Here is a 16,327-nt window from a genome sequence, read left to right as displayed (position 1 = left end):
GGCCGTGAAGCTGGATTCTACATTCTCGTATGCGGTACGGTTAAAGTTATCCCGTAGGGCGTACGAAAAGGAGTGGGGAATCGTGACGATCCTGGTGACCGGTGCGACCGGAAGCGTCGGCAGGCTGCTCGTCGACGAGCTGGTGGAGGCCGGGGCGCCGGTGCGGGCGCTGACCGTCGACCCGGTGAAGGCGGCGTTACCCGAACAGGTGGAGGTCGCCAAGGGGTACCTGGGCAAGCCGGAGACCTTGCCGGAAGCCCTGAAAGGCATCGAGACCGTGTACCTGGCGCCGCTCGCGGCCAAGGTGGACGACTTCGTGAAGCTGGCGAAGGAGGCCGGAGTGCGCCGGGTGGTGGCGCTGTCGGGCAGCAACGCCGACGATCCGGCGGAGAACTCGAGCGGCGTTGACTACGCGATCATCGAGAAGGCCGTCCGGGAGGCGGGCTTCGACTGGACGTTCCTGCGGCCGGGCGCGTTCATGAACAACACCCTCGGCTGGGCCGAGACGATCAAGGCCGAGCGCGTGGTCCGCGAGGCCTACCCCGAGTCACGGATGACGCCGATCGACCTCGCGGACATCGCCGCCGTCGCGGCGCACGTCATCCTGACCGAAGGGCACGTCGGCAAGAAGCACACGCTGAGCGGGCCGACGGCGGTCAGTCAGCGTGAACAGGTCGCCGCCATCTCGGCCGCGCTCGGCGAAGAGGTGGTCTTTCAGGAGCTGACCCGGGAAGAGGCGAACAAGCAGTGGGCCGCCGCCGGGATCCCGGCGGAGATCGCCGAATGGCTCCTCGACGGCTTCGCGTACTTCACGGAGAACCCCGACAAGCCGACGGGGGTAGTCCAGGAACTCACCGGACGGCCCGGCGTCACCTATGCGGAGTGGGCGGTGGCGAACGTCGAAGCGTTCCGCTGAATGGTCGTGAGTGGCGATTCGGGTTCTCTGGAGGGGTAAGGGCAAAGGGGCCGTTCGGGGCATCAGGGTACGACGTTGGGGCTGCGGTGTTCCCGATGTGGCATTGGGGACGCTCAGCGCCTCCAGTGCCACATCGGGGGCGTCGAACCGGGGTGGCGAGGGCCTCCTTCACTGCTGTCAGGGTAAGCAAGGAGGCCCTCGCGGACACGCCACATTTGCCCATCCCCCTTCCCGAATGTCCATAAGGGACACTTTCGAGATAATGGTGCCCGATTTGGGTAATTTGCACGGCTTGCAAGGGGGCGTAAGTGATAAAGAGGGTTAGAACCCTGCTTGCCACTCACGGCCCCATCGGAAACCACGCATATAGTCACAACTCGGACATTCAGCTGGCAGAAGGTGTCCTTTGTGGACACTCAGGGGCACGACCGGCTCCCTCCACTGCCTCGGAGTCAGCGAAGGGGTCCTTCACCGCAGAGGGTCGGTCACGCCGCATTTGACTACCCTCGATAACCCGAATCGCCACTCAAGACCCGCTGTACCGATGACGGTCCGGGCGGGTGATCGCAACAGCCTTACCGGTCCTCAGCGAGCCCGGCGGGGGAGGCGGGTCGGCAGTGGCGCACCACGCCGCGGCTGATCCGCCGCCGGAGCGGTCGCCTCGGCGGGCGGCGAGGACGGCCGCTGCGGCTGCGGCAAGGGCGGCGGGGCCTGTGAATCGCGGGGCCAGGCCGGGGTGATCATCGCCTGTGCCCCGACCCGGCGGACCGGCAGTCCGTGTGCCTCCCGTGCGGGCAGGCCTGGCCAGATCTCGCCCGCCTCCTTGGCGGCGTCGCGGATCGCGGTGCCGTCGAGCGAGGTGTGCGTCTCCTCGATGTCGCGGTCGAGCCATTGGACGATGAGCTCCAGCGGCCCGTCGGGCGGCAGCGGCCACAGGAAGATCTCGTGTTCGACGTGGAACGCCGAACCGCCCAGCCCCTGCGCGCGCAGCACCGGCTGGTCCGGTTTGGTGGCCGACGGCACGGAGATGGTCTCCGAACTGGCGCGCCTGCCGTCGGGGAAGAGCACTCCGACCAGCAGCGCGTTGTAGTCCGGGACCCGGCGGTGGTCGATCAGGCCTTCGCCGGGTTCGTCCAGCAGCAGATCACGCGAGTACACCGACAGCTGGAAGGACGCAGACTCCGGCCACACCTCGATCCCGCGCAGCGCCACGATGGTCCGCTCGGCGCGGCCCAGCGGCATCGACCAGGGCAGGATCGCCGGGACGATGTACTCGTGCGGCGGCTCCACCCAGGGGCGGCCGTTGTAGCCGAACAGTTCCTGTTCCGGCACCGGGAACAGGGGGCGGCTGCGCGGACCGTCCGTGAAGAAGCTCATCGCGGCGCGGCAGGACGCGGGGTGAAGCTGTCCGACCTGCCGTTCACGCCGTCAACGACCACCATGCGCTCACGGTAGCCGATGACCATGCCGGTACTGAACGGTTTCAAGGTACCTTTCGCGTCACCCGAAGCCCTTGATCTTCACTTTCGTGCCCTTCGGCACCTTGGTGCCCGGCTGCGGATCCTGTTCCAGGACGAAGTCGAAACCACCGTTTCCGCCGCCGTGACCGTTCCCGTTTCCGCGACCCTGGCGGTCGGGCTCCAGACCCGCCTGTTTCAGGATCTGAATCGCCTCCTCCATCCGTTTGAAGGTCACGTTCGGTACTTCGACGGCGTTCGAAACGAACACTCCGATACGGCGGTTGCTCGCCTTGCCGCCGCCCTTCGGGTCGGTGCGGATCACCTGACCGGCGGCGAACTGGTCGGAGAACTCCTCGCCGGCCTGGAACGGCTGGAAGCCCGCCTGCTGCAGGATCTGGAACGCGGCGTCCTTGCTCTGCCCGGTGACGTCCGGGACCGGCGGCAGCGGCTCGGGGCCCTTCGACAGGATGATCGTGACCTGCCCACCGATGTTCAGCTGCGAACCGGGGCTCGGGTCGACGCGGATCACCTTGTTCTTGGCGACGTCGCTGTACTCCTGCTCGCCCTGGACCGGGGTCAGCTGTGCGGCCTTGATCGCCGTCTCCGCGTCCTGCGGGCTCGTCCCGGCCTGGATGTCCGGCACGATCGGCCGGCCCTTCGAAAGCACGACGTTGACCGTGGAACCCGGCGCGAGCGACGTGCCCTCGCCCGGGTCGGACCGGATCACCGTGTGCTGGGCGGCGGTGTCGCTGTACTCCTCGGTGTAGGCGGGGGTCAGCTTCGCCGAGCGGAGCGCGTCCCCGGCGGCGGCCTGGTTCATCCCCGCCAGTTTCGGCACCGACGACGAGCTCGGCCCGGTGTCGTTGAGGATGAAGGCGAACGCGCCGATCAGGCCGCCGAGAACCAGCACCGCGGCGGCGATCATGACGTAGAGGCGCTTGCGCGACCCCGGCTGCTCGTCGTCGGCGGCCGGTTGGGGCCGTGGGGGAGGCGTGCGGGGTGGCTGGGCGGCGGGGATCTGCGGCTCACGGTGCAGTGCCTGCGTTCCGCGCGGGCCGGTGACCGGCATGGTCGCCTCGGCGACCGGGGTCAGCACCGTCGTCGCCAGGGCCGGGTTCGCCGCCGGGACGGCGGGGATGCCGGGAGTCGTGCGTTCGGCGTCGGTCTCCCGGTCGGCGTCGGCGGGCAGCGGCACGGGCACCGGGACGGCCGGGACGCCGAGGACGGTACGCAGGTGGTTCAGCTCGGCGAGGAACGCCGCGGCGTCGGCCGGACGCTGCTCGGGGTCGCGGCGCGTGGCGCGCAGGATCAGTTCGTCGAGCAGCGGCGGGATGCCCGGCCGCAGCTCGCTCGGGCGCGGGACGTCGTCGTTGACGTGCCGGTACGCCACCGAGAGGGCGGTGTCGCCGGTGTACGGCGGACGTCCGGTGAGCATTTCGTACAGCAGGATCCCGGCCGAGTAGACGTCGCCGCGCGAGGTGGTCGCGCCGGTCGCGACCTGCTCGGGGGATACGTAGGCGACGGTGCCGAGGATGACGCTCGAACTCGTGGTGCCCGCGCTCGCGATCGCGCGGACCAGACCGAAGTCGCCCACCTTGACCACGCCGCCCGAAAGCGCCGTGCCGCCGCGGCCGATGAGCACGTTCTCCGGTTTGACGTCGCGGTGCACCAGCCCCGCGGCGTGCGCCGCGGCCAGCGCGGAGAGCACCGGTTCGATGATGCTCAGCGCGAGCGCGACGTCCAGTGGACCGCGTTCGGCGAGCAGTTCACGCAGGGTCCCGCCGTCGACGAGTTCCATGACCAAGAACGCGCGGCCGGACTCCTCGCCGCCGGGGGTGTCGAAACCCTGGTCGTGCACCGCCACCACGTGTGGATGATGCAGCCGGGCCGCTGACCTGGCCTCCCGCTCGAAACGCTCGACGAACGACCTGTCGTCGGCGAACCGTGGGTCCATGATCTTGATGGCGACCTGGCGGTCCAGGCGGGTGTCGACGCCGCGGTACACCGACGACATCCCACCGCGTGCGAGCAGCTTGTCCACCCGGTAGCGGCCCTCGAGCAGAGTGCCCACCAGCGTGGGGTCCGTGCGTGTCACGGCTATGGATCGTACGGAAGTACCCATGTTCTGGTGTACGGGACCTGGCTCGCCGGGGATCACGATTCCCGCCATTTCGTCGAATCGGCGGTATACGTGACCGGGTGGGCACTCTCCGTCATGGTCCGGGTCGTCACCCATGCGTACTAACGGAGCGGGAGACGGAATGTGGCACAGTGTCACCTGTGAGTGGTATTCCCGTCGCCGACGACGTTCTCGATGCAGATGTGGCCGTTCTCCCGGTTCCGGAGGTCGCGACCGCGCTGAACGTCTCGGCCAACAAGGTCCGCCAGATGCTGCGCGACGGCCACCTGATCGCCGTCCGGCGGAAGGGCGAGCTGTACGTCCCGGTCGCGTTCCTGGTCAAGGACGGCGTGGTCAAGGGCCTGGCGGGCACCATCACCGTGCTCGCGGACGCCGGTTTCAGCCGGACGGAGATGCTGCGCTGGCTCTTCGCCGCGGACGAGACCCTGCCGGGGACCACACCGGTCAACGCGCTCCGCACCAGCCACGGCACCGAGGTCAAGCGACGCGCGCAGGCGATGGCGTTCTAGCTCTGACCAGCATGAACGTCGCGGCCGCCAGAAGCTGGCAACCCGCCGCGGCGCTCAGCGCGGCGGTTACGGAGAGTGCGCTCAGCGGTCCCGCGAGCGCGGCACCCGCCGCGAGTCCGGTGATTTTCACGCTCGCGGCCGTCGTGAATACCTGAGCCCGCACTCGCGCGGGCGCTTCGCGGTGCCGGATGGCGAAAAGCGCCGAAAGCTGCGGTCCTTCGGCGAATCCGGCGAGCACGGCGGCGGCCAGCAGAGTCACCCTGTCGTGCCCCGATGCCGCGAGCAGGAAGCTCGCGCCCAGCAGGACGGTGCTGGCGAGCACGGTGCGATCCGGCGGCGGCGGCCTGCGGGCCAGCACCGCGTTCGCGACCAGTGACGCGGCGGCCAGCACGGTGAGCAGCAGCGCGCCGAAGCCCGGATTCCCCAGCCGTTGGGCGCCGAGCAGCGGATAGCAGACGATGGCGACCCCGATGCCGAGGAAGGACATCGTGGACGTCGCGGTGGCGCGCAGCAGGGTGCGGTTGCGGAAGAGGACCGCGAACCCGTCGGCGAGTTGACGGCGGATCGGTGTCGCGGGTTTCGCCTCGGCCGCGGGGAGCGACCACGCGGCCGGGAAGGCCGCGGCGACCAGCGTGATCGCGACAGCCACCGCCGCCGGCGCTCCGGCGTACGCGGCCACGAGGCCGGCGAGTCCCGGACCGGCGAGGCTCGCGGCGGTGAACGTCATCGCGTCCAGGGTGCTGGCCCTCGTCAGCGGTGTCTCGCCGCGGACGTTCGGCAGCTGCGCCGTCCACCCGCCCGCCAAGGCCGGGTTGAGTAGCCCGGCCGCGACGGCCACCGGGATCGCCGCGGGGATTTCGACCAGCGCGAGCACCGCGCCGAGTCCGCCCGCGTAGGCGAGAAGCGCCCACGCCAGCAATCGGCCTGGTCTGGGACTGCGGTCGAGCAGAGCGCCGAGCAGCGGCCCGCCCGCCGCCGCGGAGATCGTCAGTCCCGCGAGCAGCGCGGACCCGGTGGCGGCCGAACCGTCGACACCGATGCCGAGCAGCAGCAACGCCGGCCCGGACAGCTCGTCGCCGGTCCTGGCGATCGTCGCGCCGGTCAAGTAGGCGGCGAGTCTGTAACGGCCTCTCATGGACAAGACGTTACAGTGGGATATGATTTCAGCGCAGCGGGATTTTTTGCCGGGCCGTTCGGCTCGGGCGGCGGCGCAACGGGCGGTGGATCTGCTGACGGTGCTGCTGGCGCCGGAACCGTCGGTCGCGTCGGTTCGCGCCGTACTCGAGGCGCACGGCGAGACCTCTGTCGAGTTGAAGCCGTTGGACGTGGCTTCGTTGCGTGAGGCGGCCGCGGAACTGCGCGACGTCTTCGCGGCGCGGGATGTCGCGGAGGCGGCCGGAGTGCTCAACCGGCTGCTGGCTCGTTACGCGCATCCGCCGCGGCTGACCGATCACGCCGACGGGTTCGGCTGGCACCTCCACGTGGACGCCGACGACGACGGGCCGTGGGGCGCGTGGCTGGTGACGTCGTCCGCGCTGGCGCTGGCGGTGTTGCTGGCGGACCGTCAGGCGCCGCCGGGTGGGTTGTGTGCGGCCGCGGGTTGCGGGAAGCCGTTCGTGCACTTGGGCGGGGGGAGCCCGCGGCGGTACTGCTCGACGCGGTGCGCCACCCGGGAGAGGGTCGCGGCTCACCGTCGCGATCGGTCCTGAACGCCATGAAAGGTCCTTTCCTTGCAAAATTTGCAAGGAAAGGACCTTTCCTAGCGCGTGTGAGAGGTCAGGACTGCTGCTTGTCCCGCCAAGCGATCCAGGACCGCAGCTTGTCGAGGTTGTAGTCCGGCCCGCCGGTCGCCACGGTGAACAGCGAGACACCCAGCTCCAGCAGCTTCGGGCCCAGCTCCTCGGGCTCACCCTCGACGGCGACCGAACGCTCGATCTCCTTCGGGTCCCGGCCGACGTCGGCGCAGTGCTGGTCGAGGATCTTGACCTTGCGCTCCACGACCTCCGGGTCGCCGAAGCCGTGCCAGATGTCGGCGTGCTTCGCGACCAGGCGCAGGGTCTTCTTCTCGCCGCCGCCACCGATCAGCACCGGGATGTCCCGGACCGGCTGCGGGTTCAGCTTGCCCAGCCTGCTTTCGATCCGCGGGAGCGCCTCGGCGAGGTTGTCGAGCCGCCCGCCCGCGGTGCCGAACTCGTAGCCGTACTCGTCGTAGTCCTTCTCGAACCAGCCGGAGCCGATGCCGAGGATCAGCCGTCCGTCGGAGATGTTGTCGACGGTGCGGGCCATGTCGGCGAGCAGCTCGGGGTTGCGGTAGCTGTTGCACGTCACCAGTGCGCCGATCTCGACCCGCGATGTGGACTCCGCCCAGGCGCCCAGCATGGTCCAGCACTCGTAGTGCAGGCCCTCGGGCTCACCGTAGAGCGGGTAGAAATGGTCCCAGTTGAAGACGATGTCCACGCCGAGGTCTTCGGCCTCCGAAGCCGCCCGGCGGATGGCCTTGTATTCGGCGTGCTGCGGTTGCAGCTGGACACCGATCCGGATCTTCCTGTTCGCAGCAGTGGTCATGTTCGCAGCCTAAGCCTGGAGTTGCTCCACGCGCTCGCCAGCATCCTCGGCAGCGCGACTCCGAGCCGGCGACGGCGCGGGACGACCGCGCGGGTGTTCAGCACGTCGTAACCCAGTGCCGCGATTTCGTCGAGGATGCCTTCGTAGAGCACGAGCGCGGTCCGCACGCAGTCGCGGGATTCCGCGCGCAGCAACGGGACGCCCGCTTCGGCGCGGCGGTACACCGCCCGGTTGCGCGCCACCGCGACGGCGAGCGCGCGCCGCACCCGCCGGTCGGGCAGCCCGCGGGCACGGGACCATTCGAGCAGTTCGCGGTCGACGCCGAACGCGGCCAGCTCCTCGGTCGGCAGGTACAGCCTTCCCCGGTCGAGGTCTTCGCCGACATCGCGCAGGAAGTTGGTCAGCTGGAACGCTTCACCCAGCGCGGCGGCGCCCGGCACGGCTTCGGCGACCGGGACGACGGTGCCGAAGACGGGCAGCATCTGCAGGCCGATCACCTCGGCCGAACCGTGGATGTACTCCCGGAGATCGGCGTAGGTCGCGTATTCGGTGATCTTGAGATCCATCGCCATGGACCGCATGAAGGCGTCGAACAGCTCGCGGTCCAGGTCGTGGCGCCGCACGGTGTCGGCGAGCGCGGTCAGCACCGGATCGGCGGGCGTGCCGCCGTCGAAGACCCGCGCGACCATGACGGCGACCTCGTCCAGGGCGACCGCGGGATCCGTGCCGGGCGCGGGGTTGTCGACCACTTCGTCCGCCATCCGCGCGAAGCCGTACAACGCGTGCGCGAACGGACGCGTCCGCGCCGGCAGCAGCCGGGTCGCGAGGAAGAACGTGCGGCCGTAATGCGCGTTGATGCGGCGGCATTCGGTGTACGCGGCCCGCAACGACGGCTCGGTGATCCCCGCGGCGTCGAGTTCGTTCATCGGCCGGTGACCCTTCCCGCCGCGAGCCTGCCCGAGATCACCACCGGAGGGATTCCGACGCCCGGTGTGGTCCCGCAGCCCGCCAGTACGACATTTTCCGCCGCTCGCACGAGGTTCCCCGGCCGGAACGGGCCGGTCTGGGCGAAGGTGTGCGCGAGTGAGAACGGTGTGCCCGCGGTGAGCCCGCGCTCCGCCCAGCCCTCCGGGGTGATCGCCTCGTCGACGGAGAAGTCGTCCGCGAACCCGGTGAGGCCGCGCTTTTCCAGTGTGCGCACCAGTTCCGCGCGATAGGCGGGACCGACCCGACGCCAGTCGATCTTGCCGCGGCGCAGGTTCGGCGCCGGGGCCAGCACCGAGATCACCTGGCCGCCGCCGGGGGAGAGGCCCGGTTCGGTCGCGGTCGGCCGGGTCACCAGCAGCGACGGGTCGCTCATCAGCTTGCCTTCGCGGATGATCTCCGAAAACGTCTCTTCCCAGGCGTGACCGAAGAAGATGGTGTGGTGGCCCAGATCCGGCCAGGAGTCCGGCGCGTGCCCGTGCAGGACGACGGCCGATGGCGAGTACCGCAGCGGCAGCGGCCGCCGGGGGCGGGCACCGAGCAACCGGTAGGCGGTGCCGAGTTCGGTGGCGAGAACCACGGTGTCGCAAGGGATCCGCTCGCCCGAGCGGGTCCGCACCGCGCGTACCCGCGAGGAAACCCTTTCCAGCCAAGCGGCTTCGGTGCCGAACCGCAGTTCCGCCCCGGCGCGCTCGGCGGCGCTCGTCATCGCCCGCGCGATCTCGCCCATCCCGCCCGACGGGTAGTAGACCCCGCCGACGGTGTCCATATAGGAGATGACGCCGTACGCGCCGATCGCGCGCGCCGGATCGAGGCCCGCGTAGAGCGCCTGGAAGGAGAACAGGCGGCGCACCCGGTCGTCGCGCAGGAACCGGCCGATCTTCGGGCCGAGACGGCCGAAACCGCCCAGTGCGGCCAATTTCGCCAGTTCCGGGCGGACGAGATCGAGCGGGGAATCGAAGTTCGCGCCGATGAAGTGGTCCTTCTGGACCGCGTACAGCTCGGTCAGCCAGCGCCGGAGCCTGCGGTAGCCGTCGGCTTCGGCCGGGCCCGCGGCCGCGCGGATCTCGGCCTCCATCGCCGCCGCCTCGGTGTGCACGGCGATCGTGCTGCCGTCGGCGAACCTCGCGCGGTAGGCCGGGTCGAGCCGGGTCAGCGTGAGGTTGTCCGCCAGGGATTCGCCGACCGCGGAAAAGGCCTCGTCGAGCAGCTCCGGCATGGTCAGCACGCTGGCGCCGGTGTCGACGGTGTTGCCGCCGAAATCCGCCTGACCGGCCCGGCCTCCAGGGCTCTTGTCCTGCTCCAGCAGGGTCACCCGGCGGCCGGCGCCGAGCAGGTGCAGCGTCGCCGACAGCCCGGCGAGCCCGCCACCGATCACCACCACGTGGTCACTCGGACCGGTGACAGTGCGCATCAGTACGTCCGCTGGGTCGCCTTGACGACCAGCCCGGTCAGCGCGGCGGGAGCGGGCTCGGCCAGGTGAGCGCGGTCCAGCGTCGCCATCGCGGAGTCGGTGAGCTCGTCGATGCGGCGTTCCACCGCGTCGACGGCGCCGACGTCCTGCAGCGCCTCGCGCACGGTCTCGACGGCGTCTTCGGACAGGTGAGCGTCGCCGATGGCGTCGGAGATGACCTTCGCCGCCGCGTCCTTGCCCTGCTCGGCCGCGCCCTGGAGACCCAGCGCGACCAGCAGTGTCCGCTTGCCCTCACGCAGGTCGTCGCCCGCGGGCTTGCCGGTGACCGACGGGTCGCCGAACACCCCGAGCAGGTCGTCCCGCAGCTGGAACGCCACGCCGACCTCGTCGCCGAACTCGCGCAGCGTCGCGATCAGGGCGTCGTCGGCGCCACCGAGCGCGGCACCGAGGTGCAGCGGGCGCTGGACGGTGTACGCGGCCGTCTTGAGCTTGCAGATGTGCAGCGCAGCCTCGGGGGAGGCGTCGCCGGTGGCCTGGGTGCGGACGTCGAGGTACTGGCCGGCGAGGACCTCGGTGCGCATAGCGCGCCACGCCGGCCGCGCCGCCGCGAGGGCCGCGGGCGGCAGCGGTGCCTCGGCGAACATGTCGTCGGCCCAGGCCAGCGCGAGGTCGCCGACCAGAACGGCGGTCGCGAGCCCGAACGTGCTCGGCGAACCCAGCCAGCCGCTGTCGGCGTGGAGCTTCGCGCCCGCGATGTGCACGGTCGGTGAACCGCGGCGCGAGTCGGAGGAATCGATGAGGTCGTCGTGGATCAGCGCGCACGCCTGGATCAGCTCCAGGCTCGCCACCGCCTGCAGCACGCCTTCGACGTCCGGTCCCGCCGGATCGCCGCCCGCGCCGCGCCAGCCCCACCAGGCGAAGGTCGGGCGCAGGCGTTTTCCGCCGCCCAGGACGAACCCGGCCAGCGCGTCGATCCCGACGCCGACGACCGGTTCGGTGCGGCGGATCTCGGCACCGGCGCGCTCGAGGAACCCGGCCAGCGCCCGCTCGACGTGGGCGGGCAGATCGGCGTCGTAGGCGGACGTGTCCATGAGCACATCCTCCGGGAAGCACGTCCCCGTGACCCAGTCGGGTGCCTTCGAATGTGGCGGAACTCGCCGCGTTTAGTCCTCTGAATGCGGTAGTTGCACGCGCAAGGACCGCATTCAGAGGACTAAACGCGGGTCTTGTCGTAGTGCCGCTTCGCCCGCGCCCGGTTGCCGCAGTCCGACGAACTGCACCAGCGCCGTGACCGGTTGCGCGTGTGGTCGGTGAAGACCCAGCCGCAGCCCGGCCCCTCGCATTCGCGGATCCGTTCCATCTTCGTGGATCGAAGCAGTTCCTCGGCCTCCAGCGCGAGGAAGTGCGGCAAGGCGGCGTCGCCCGTCAGCGGCACCGTCCACCGCAACGGCAGGGACGGCGCGAGCTCGGCGTGCCGATACGCCGCGAGCAGGGGCTTTCGCAGTGCCGTGGGGTCCGGCGGAGCCGAGACGAGGACGCGGTAGAGCGTCTCGCGGAAGGCCTTCACCGCCTCCAAGACGGCTTCGGAGATCTCCAGCCGTTCGGTGCGGGCGCCGACCAGGACCACCCACTCGGACAGCCGTTCCGGGGCCGAAAGCCGGTCTTCCCGCCGGGCCGGATCGCGCCGCCAGGAAACGGTGTTGACCAGGTCCAACGGCACGCTTCCGCCGATGCTGTCGTATCCGTTCCAGTGGCCGTCCATGGTTCTCCTAATGGTCAAAAGCAGTTTAGCTTGTTAGTGTCGAGGTTATGACGACGCTCCGGCGGAACTATCTGGCCGGCGCCCGCATCGGGCTCGGGCTGGGTGTCGCGACCTTCGTTCTCGGTGTCACCTTCGGCGCGTACAGCCAAACGCTGGGCTGGGGGATCGCGGCCCCGATCGTCGCGTCGATCCTCGTGTTCTCCGGCTCGGCCCAGTTCGCGATGGCCACCGCGCTCGCGGGCGGCGGGAACCTCGCCGTCGCGGTCGGCGCGGCGGCCCTGATCAACGCCCGGTTCCTGCCGATGGGCGCCGCCGTCGCCTCGGATCTGCGCGGTGGACGCCTGCGTCGCGCGTGGGAGGGCCAGGCCGTCGTCGACGGTTCGTGGGTGGCCGCCCACCTTGGCGAAGGGCGCTTCGATCGCGAAAAGCTCATCGGTTGCACGGTCGTCCAACTGCCCGCATGGGTGCTGGGGACGGTGCTGGGCGTTCTGGCCGCGCCACCACCGGATGTCGTCTCGCGGTTCGGGCTCGACGTCGTGTTCCCCGGCTTCTTCCTGGTCCTGCTCGTCGACGAACTGCGCCGCTCGCGCCAGGCGGTCCTGACCGCGGCCCTTGCCGCCTGCCTGGCGGGGGCCCTGGTGCTGTTCGTCCCGGTCGGGCTCGCGCTGATCGGCGCCTCCGCCGCCGCGCTGCTCGGACTGGGGGCGCGGCGATGACGCTCTGGCTCGCCATCGTCCTCGTCGCGCTGGTCAGCATCGGGTTCAAGGCGGCGGGCCCGGTCCTGCTCGGCGACCGGACGCTGCCGCCGCGGCTCGCGAGCGTGATCGCGCTGCTCGCGCCCGCGTTGCTGGCCGGTCTCGTGCTCACGGACGTGGCCGATCCGGCCTGGTCCGGGCTCGACTGGACCCTCTGCGCCGGCCTTGCCGCGATCGCGGTGACCTACGCGCTGCGCGTGCCGGTGCTCGCCGCGATCCTCTGCGGGGTCGTCGTCACCGCCGTTCTGCGCTTCCTGGTCTAGCTCCAGAACGGGCCGCTCAACCCGGCCTGGGCGAAGTACGCGGCCGCGGCGGCCGGATCCCGGCGGGTGTACCCGTGCTCCAGCCTACCCTCGTACCACCCCGCCGCGAGCCGCCACAGCGTCGCCAGATCCATGACGGATCCCTTGTCCTGCCCCGTTTCCGCCAGCCATCCGTCCACACAGGACTCACCGCAGAACAGGCGCTGGTTGTCGCAGGTGTGCACGACGTCGTCCCACATCCGCGCCACCGGCACCAGGAAGTGCGCGACCAGCCTGCCCTTCGGCGGAGTGCGGTCGTTCACCAGCAGGGCGTGCGGCTCGCCGCAGCCGCGGCAGCGCGTGGACACCAGCACCTCGGGTTCGGCCTTGACCAGATGGGGGATCGCGAACGCGTCCCACGCGCAGCCGCCCCACCACAGCGTGTGCGCGCCCATCACGGAGAATCCCAGCGGAATCGCCGCGAACGGATGCGCCAGCACGACGTGTTCGCATTCGTCGAGCACAAGATGCCGTCGCTCCGCGAGCCGGTGCAGTGCCTGTTTCGCCACCGCGAGTGATCCGTGGGCGGCGTCGGCCAGTTCGGGGGCCGTCGGCGGCCTCCCGTGCTCGGCGAACGCGCGGTAGACCGCGACGCGGACGTCCTCATCCCAGCTTGTGTCGGTTTCGGCGCTCATGGCGGCTCCCTGTGCTCGTCACCGAGTCTCCCCAGCCCGGCTCCGCTCGGCAACCGCTCGTACGTGGCTGAAGTCGCACGCCCATAGCCTGAGAGGGGGCTCCCAGCCAGCGGACATTCCCCCCTAAAATGGCGGAATGACTTCGGTGGTCGAGCGGTTGCAGGGTGATGGACCCGTGTTCTCCATCGAGTTCTTCCCGCCCCGCGACGCGGCAGACGAGGCCGTGCTGTGGAAATCGATCCGGGAACTCGAGCCGCTGGATCCGGCGTACATGTCGATCACCTACGGCGCCGGCGGCTCCAGCCGGGACGGCACGATCCGCAGCATCGCCCGCGTCGCCACCGAAACCACGCTGGTGCCGATGGCGCACCTCACCGCCGTGAACCACTCGGTCGCGGAACTGCGCAACGTCATCGGCTGGTACGCCGCCGTCGGCGTGCGGAACATCCTCGCGCTGCGGGGCGACCCGCCGGGCGACGTCTACGGCGACTGGGTCCCGCATCCGGAGGGGCTCAACTACGCCGAGGAACTCGTCGAGCTGGTGCGTTCGCTCGGCGACTTCTGCGTCGGCGTCTCGGCCTTTCCGTACGGCCACCCCAGGTCGGCGAACCTCGAAGCCGACACCGAGTACCTCGTGCGCAAGCTTCGCGCCGGCGCGGATTTCGCGATCGCGCAGCTGTTCTTCGAGCCGGAGGACTTCCTCCGCCTGCGCGACCGGGTGGCGGCCACCGGCTGCGAGGCGCTGGTCATCCCCGGCATCATGCCGCTGACCACGCCGCGGACACTGCACACGTCCATCAAGCTGTCCGGCGCGCCGGCGCCGCGGCGGCTGCTGGACCGGCTCGAACCGCTGGCCGGCGACCCCAAGGCCTTCCGCGCCGAGGGGATCGACGCGGTGACCGAACTGGGCGAGCGGCTCATCGCCGAAGGCGTCCCCGACCTGCACTTCTACACGTTCAACCGGTCCAAGGCCACGCGTGAGGTGGTCAGCAGGCTCGGGCTGGTCCCGGCCCGCGCGTAACTCCGTACCGAAGTCGCCCGCCATCCCGGTAGCGTGCCGGTCATGGCTTCAACCGCGCGAAGTGTGCACCAGATCTGTGACCGGTACGTCGACGACTACGCCGCTGCCGACCCGGTCGCCGCGACGACGTTCGGCATCTCCGGATACGACGACCAGCTGACCGACTACTCGCCCGCCGGGCACGCGGCGCGGGCCGCCATCGCCGCCCGTGCGCTGGCCGACATCGAAGCGGCCGAACCCGCCGACGACGGCGAGCGCGCGGCCAAGGCGGTGTTCACCGAGCGGATCGGGTTGCACCTGGAGATCCACGAGGCGGGTCTCGACATCGCGGCGCTGAACGTGATCGAAAGCCCCGTGCAGGAACTGCGCATGGTCTTCGACTTCATGCCCACCGACACCGCGGAGGACTGGGCGACGATCGCCGCCCGGATGGCGAGGGTGCCCGAAGCGCTCGACGGTCTCCGCGCCTCGCTGCTCGCGGCCGCGGACGCCGGCCGGGTGTCGGCGTTGCGGCAGGTCGGCAAGGTCGCCGAACAGGCCGAAACCTGGGCCGGTCTGAAGGACGAGGCCGGTTTCTTCGAAACTCTCGTCTCGGGCGCGAAGGACGTCGACGAGAAGCTCCGCACCGAACTCGGTCAGGCCGCTCACGCCGCGCAGGAGGCGTACGCGGAGTTCGCCGGTTTCCTCCGCGCCGAACTCGCCCCGCTGGCGCCGGTCAAGGACGCCGTCGGCGCCGAGGTCTACCGGCTGTGGTCCCGGTTGTTCACCGGAGCCACCTTCGACCTGGACGAGGCCTACGCCTGGGGCTGGGCCGAGTTCACCCGTATCGAGACGGAGATGCGCGAGGTCGCCGGCCGGGTCAAACCCGGCGCCACCCTCGCCGAGGCGGCCGCCGTCCTCGACGCCGACCCCAAGTACGTCGTACGCGGCCGGGCGGAATTCCAGGCCTGGATGCAGAACCTGTCCGACAACGCGCTGAAGTCGTTGCGCGGCAAGCACTTCGACATCTCCGACCGGGTGATGGCGCTGGAGTGCAAGATCGCCCCGCCCGGTGGCACCGTCGGCGCGTACTACACCGGCCCGAGCGAGGACTTCTCCCGCCCCGGCCGCATGTGGTGGTCGCTGCCGCAGGGCCGGGACGAGTTCACCACCTGGCGCGAGGTCAGCACCGTCTACCACGAGGGCGCGCCGGGTCATCACCTGCAGATCGCGACCGCGGTCGACCAGTCGGAGTCGCTCAACAAGTACCAGCGGCTGCTGGCGTTCACCTCCGGGCACGCCGAGGGCTGGGCGCTGTACTCCGAGCGGCTGATGGAGGACCTCGGGTTCCTCTCCGACGACGGCGAACTGTTCGGCATGCTGTCCGAGCAGCTGTTCCGTGCCGCGCGGGTGATCGTCGACATCGGCATGCACCTGGAGCTGGAGATCCCGGCGGGTACCGGCTTCCACGAGGGCGAGCGGTGGACGCCCGAACTGGGCCTGGAGTTCATGCTCACCCGGACCGTCACCGACCCGGCCCACGTGCACGACGAGATCGATCGCTACCTGGGCTGGCCGGGGCAGGCGCCGTCGTACAAGCTCGGCGAACGGCTCTGGCTCACCGCCCGCGACGAGGCCCGCGCGCGGCAGGGCGACGCGTTCGACATCAAGCAGTTCCACACGCGGGCGCTGGCGCTCGGCGGGATGGGGCTGGACACCCTGCGGGAGATGCTGGCCGCGCAGGACTGAGCCCGCCGCTCCCCTTTGGACGTGCTATGAACGGTCCTTTCCTTGCGAATTTCGCAAGGAAAGGACCGTTAATTGCATCCGGAGGACGCCTCCGTATGCCGGAATTCACGTGCGTCCGGTGCCAAGGCCTTGGTAG

Annotated in this window: 16 protein-coding genes; 7 read left to right on the top strand and 9 right to left on the bottom strand. The window is 70.2% G+C overall.

Going from position 1 to position 16,327, the window contains the following annotated elements:
- Positions 1-82 precede the first annotated feature (82 nt).
- A complete protein-coding gene (locus tag AC069H_RS37980) occupies positions 83-916 on the top strand; it encodes an NAD(P)H-binding protein (protein ID WP_478235535.1) in 834 nt (277 codons plus the stop codon).
- A gap of 585 nt (positions 917-1,501) precedes the next feature.
- On the opposite strand, the gene AC069H_RS37975 is transcribed toward AC069H_RS37980, so the two are convergent.
- Together AC069H_RS37975 and AC069H_RS37970 are read right to left on the bottom strand one after the other, a co-directional pair.
- Positions 1,502-2,293 carry a hypothetical protein gene (locus tag AC069H_RS37975; protein WP_478228761.1) on the bottom strand — a complete coding sequence of 264 codons (792 nt, stop codon included), beginning with the start codon at positions 2,291-2,293 and terminating at the stop codon, positions 1,502-1,504.
- 123 nt (positions 2,294-2,416) lie between these two features.
- Positions 2,417-4,471, bottom strand: a complete 2,055-nt coding sequence (locus AC069H_RS37970) for a PASTA domain-containing protein (RefSeq protein WP_478228760.1) — start codon at positions 4,469-4,471, stop codon at positions 2,417-2,419.
- A 185-nt stretch (positions 4,472-4,656) separates the two neighbouring features.
- Here AC069H_RS37970 and AC069H_RS37965 point away from each other — a divergent pair, with 185 nt between their 5' ends.
- Positions 4,657-5,025 (top strand): Rv2175c family DNA-binding protein, encoded by a 369-nt coding sequence (locus AC069H_RS37965; protein WP_126734959.1) that lies wholly within the window; start codon positions 4,657-4,659, stop codon positions 5,023-5,025.
- On the opposite strand, the gene AC069H_RS37960 is transcribed toward AC069H_RS37965, so the two are convergent.
- On the bottom strand, positions 4,994-6,160 hold the full coding sequence (locus AC069H_RS37960) for an MFS transporter (protein WP_478228759.1): 1,167 nt from the start codon (positions 6,158-6,160) through the stop codon (positions 4,994-4,996). The two genes, AC069H_RS37965 and AC069H_RS37960, sit on opposite strands and share 32 nt — an antisense overlap.
- A 22-nt stretch (positions 6,161-6,182) precedes the next feature.
- On the opposite strand from AC069H_RS37960, the gene AC069H_RS37955 reads away from it, so the two are divergent.
- A complete protein-coding gene (locus tag AC069H_RS37955; protein ID WP_478228758.1) occupies positions 6,183-6,734 on the top strand; it encodes a CGNR zinc finger domain-containing protein in 552 nt (183 codons plus the stop codon).
- A gap of 67 nt (positions 6,735-6,801) precedes the next feature.
- On the opposite strand, the gene AC069H_RS37950 is transcribed toward AC069H_RS37955, so the two are convergent.
- From AC069H_RS37950 to AC069H_RS37930, 5 genes are all read right to left on the bottom strand, one after another.
- Positions 6,802-7,590, bottom strand: a complete 789-nt coding sequence (locus AC069H_RS37950) for an LLM class F420-dependent oxidoreductase (protein WP_478228757.1) — start codon at positions 7,588-7,590, stop codon at positions 6,802-6,804.
- A complete protein-coding gene (locus AC069H_RS37945) occupies positions 7,587-8,516 on the bottom strand; it encodes a phytoene/squalene synthase family protein (RefSeq protein ID WP_478228756.1) in 930 nt (309 codons plus the stop codon). The genes AC069H_RS37950 and AC069H_RS37945 overlap by 4 nt, the downstream gene beginning before the upstream one ends.
- Entirely contained in the window at positions 8,513-9,988 is a 1,476-nt protein-coding gene (crtI, locus tag AC069H_RS37940; RefSeq protein ID WP_478235534.1) for a phytoene desaturase family protein, read from the bottom strand. The genes AC069H_RS37945 and crtI overlap by 4 nt, the downstream gene beginning before the upstream one ends.
- Entirely contained in the window at positions 9,988-11,079 is a 1,092-nt protein-coding gene (locus AC069H_RS37935) for a polyprenyl synthetase family protein (RefSeq protein WP_478228754.1), read from the bottom strand. Before AC069H_RS37935 ends, crtI begins: the two co-directional genes overlap by 1 nt.
- 122 nt (positions 11,080-11,201) lie before the next feature.
- Positions 11,202-11,750: a CGNR zinc finger domain-containing protein gene (locus AC069H_RS37930; protein WP_478228753.1), complete on the bottom strand. Its 549-nt coding sequence runs from the start codon at positions 11,748-11,750 to the stop codon at positions 11,202-11,204.
- A gap of 47 nt (positions 11,751-11,797) precedes the next feature.
- Between AC069H_RS37930 and AC069H_RS37925 the strand changes: the two genes are divergently transcribed.
- Positions 11,798-12,466: an AzlC family ABC transporter permease gene (locus AC069H_RS37925; protein ID WP_478235533.1), complete on the top strand. Its 669-nt coding sequence runs from the start codon at positions 11,798-11,800 to the stop codon at positions 12,464-12,466.
- Positions 12,463-12,768, top strand: coding sequence for an AzlD domain-containing protein (locus AC069H_RS37920; protein ID WP_478235532.1), 306 nt, complete (start codon positions 12,463-12,465; stop codon positions 12,766-12,768). Before AC069H_RS37925 ends, AC069H_RS37920 begins: the two co-directional genes overlap by 4 nt.
- On the opposite strand, the gene merB is transcribed toward AC069H_RS37920, so the two are convergent.
- Positions 12,765-13,442, bottom strand: coding sequence for an organomercurial lyase (gene merB, locus AC069H_RS37915; protein WP_478235531.1), 678 nt, complete (start codon positions 13,440-13,442; stop codon positions 12,765-12,767). The genes AC069H_RS37920 and merB overlap by 4 nt on opposite strands.
- Positions 13,443-13,578: 136 nt before the next feature.
- Here merB and AC069H_RS37910 point away from each other — a divergent pair, with 136 nt between their 5' ends.
- Positions 13,579-14,463: a methylenetetrahydrofolate reductase gene (locus AC069H_RS37910; protein ID WP_410647071.1), complete on the top strand. Its 885-nt coding sequence runs from the start codon at positions 13,579-13,581 to the stop codon at positions 14,461-14,463.
- Positions 14,464-14,505: 42 nt separating this feature from the next.
- On the top strand, positions 14,506-16,191 hold the full coding sequence (locus tag AC069H_RS37905) for a DUF885 domain-containing protein (RefSeq protein ID WP_478228749.1): 1,686 nt from the start codon (positions 14,506-14,508) through the stop codon (positions 16,189-16,191).
- Positions 16,192-16,327: the final 136 nt, after the last annotated feature.

It is taken from the genome of Amycolatopsis sp. NPDC043887 (assembly GCF_056435665.1).
The sequence above is the reverse complement of the archived record's forward strand: the minus strand, read 5'-3'. Positions and strand labels throughout refer to the sequence as shown.

Coding starts and splice junctions, on each gene's coding strand:
- AC069H_RS37975 (WP_478228761.1), bottom strand. CDS start 2,293: ATGAGCTTCTTCACGGACGGTCCGCGCAGCCGCCCCCTGTTCCCGGTG.
- AC069H_RS37960 (WP_478228759.1), bottom strand. CDS start 6,160: ATGAGAGGCCGTTACAGACTCGCCGCCTACTTGACCGGCGCGACGATC.
- AC069H_RS37955 (WP_478228758.1), top strand. CDS start 6,183: ATGATTTCAGCGCAGCGGGATTTTTTGCCGGGCCGTTCGGCTCGGGCG.
- AC069H_RS37950 (WP_478228757.1), bottom strand. CDS start 7,590: ATGACCACTGCTGCGAACAGGAAGATCCGGATCGGTGTCCAGCTGCAA.
- AC069H_RS37945 (WP_478228756.1), bottom strand. CDS start 8,516: ATGAACGAACTCGACGCCGCGGGGATCACCGAGCCGTCGTTGCGGGCC.
- crtI (WP_478235534.1), bottom strand. CDS start 9,988: ATGCGCACTGTCACCGGTCCGAGTGACCACGTGGTGGTGATCGGTGGC.
- AC069H_RS37935 (WP_478228754.1), bottom strand. CDS start 11,079: ATGGACACGTCCGCCTACGACGCCGATCTGCCCGCCCACGTCGAGCGG.
- AC069H_RS37930 (WP_478228753.1), bottom strand. CDS start 11,750: ATGGACGGCCACTGGAACGGATACGACAGCATCGGCGGAAGCGTGCCG.
- AC069H_RS37925 (WP_478235533.1), top strand. CDS start 11,798: ATGACGACGCTCCGGCGGAACTATCTGGCCGGCGCCCGCATCGGGCTC.
- AC069H_RS37920 (WP_478235532.1), top strand. CDS start 12,463: ATGACGCTCTGGCTCGCCATCGTCCTCGTCGCGCTGGTCAGCATCGGG.
- merB (WP_478235531.1), bottom strand. CDS start 13,442: ATGAGCGCCGAAACCGACACAAGCTGGGATGAGGACGTCCGCGTCGCG.
- AC069H_RS37910 (WP_410647071.1), top strand. CDS start 13,579: ATGACTTCGGTGGTCGAGCGGTTGCAGGGTGATGGACCCGTGTTCTCC.
- AC069H_RS37905 (WP_478228749.1), top strand. CDS start 14,506: ATGGCTTCAACCGCGCGAAGTGTGCACCAGATCTGTGACCGGTACGTC.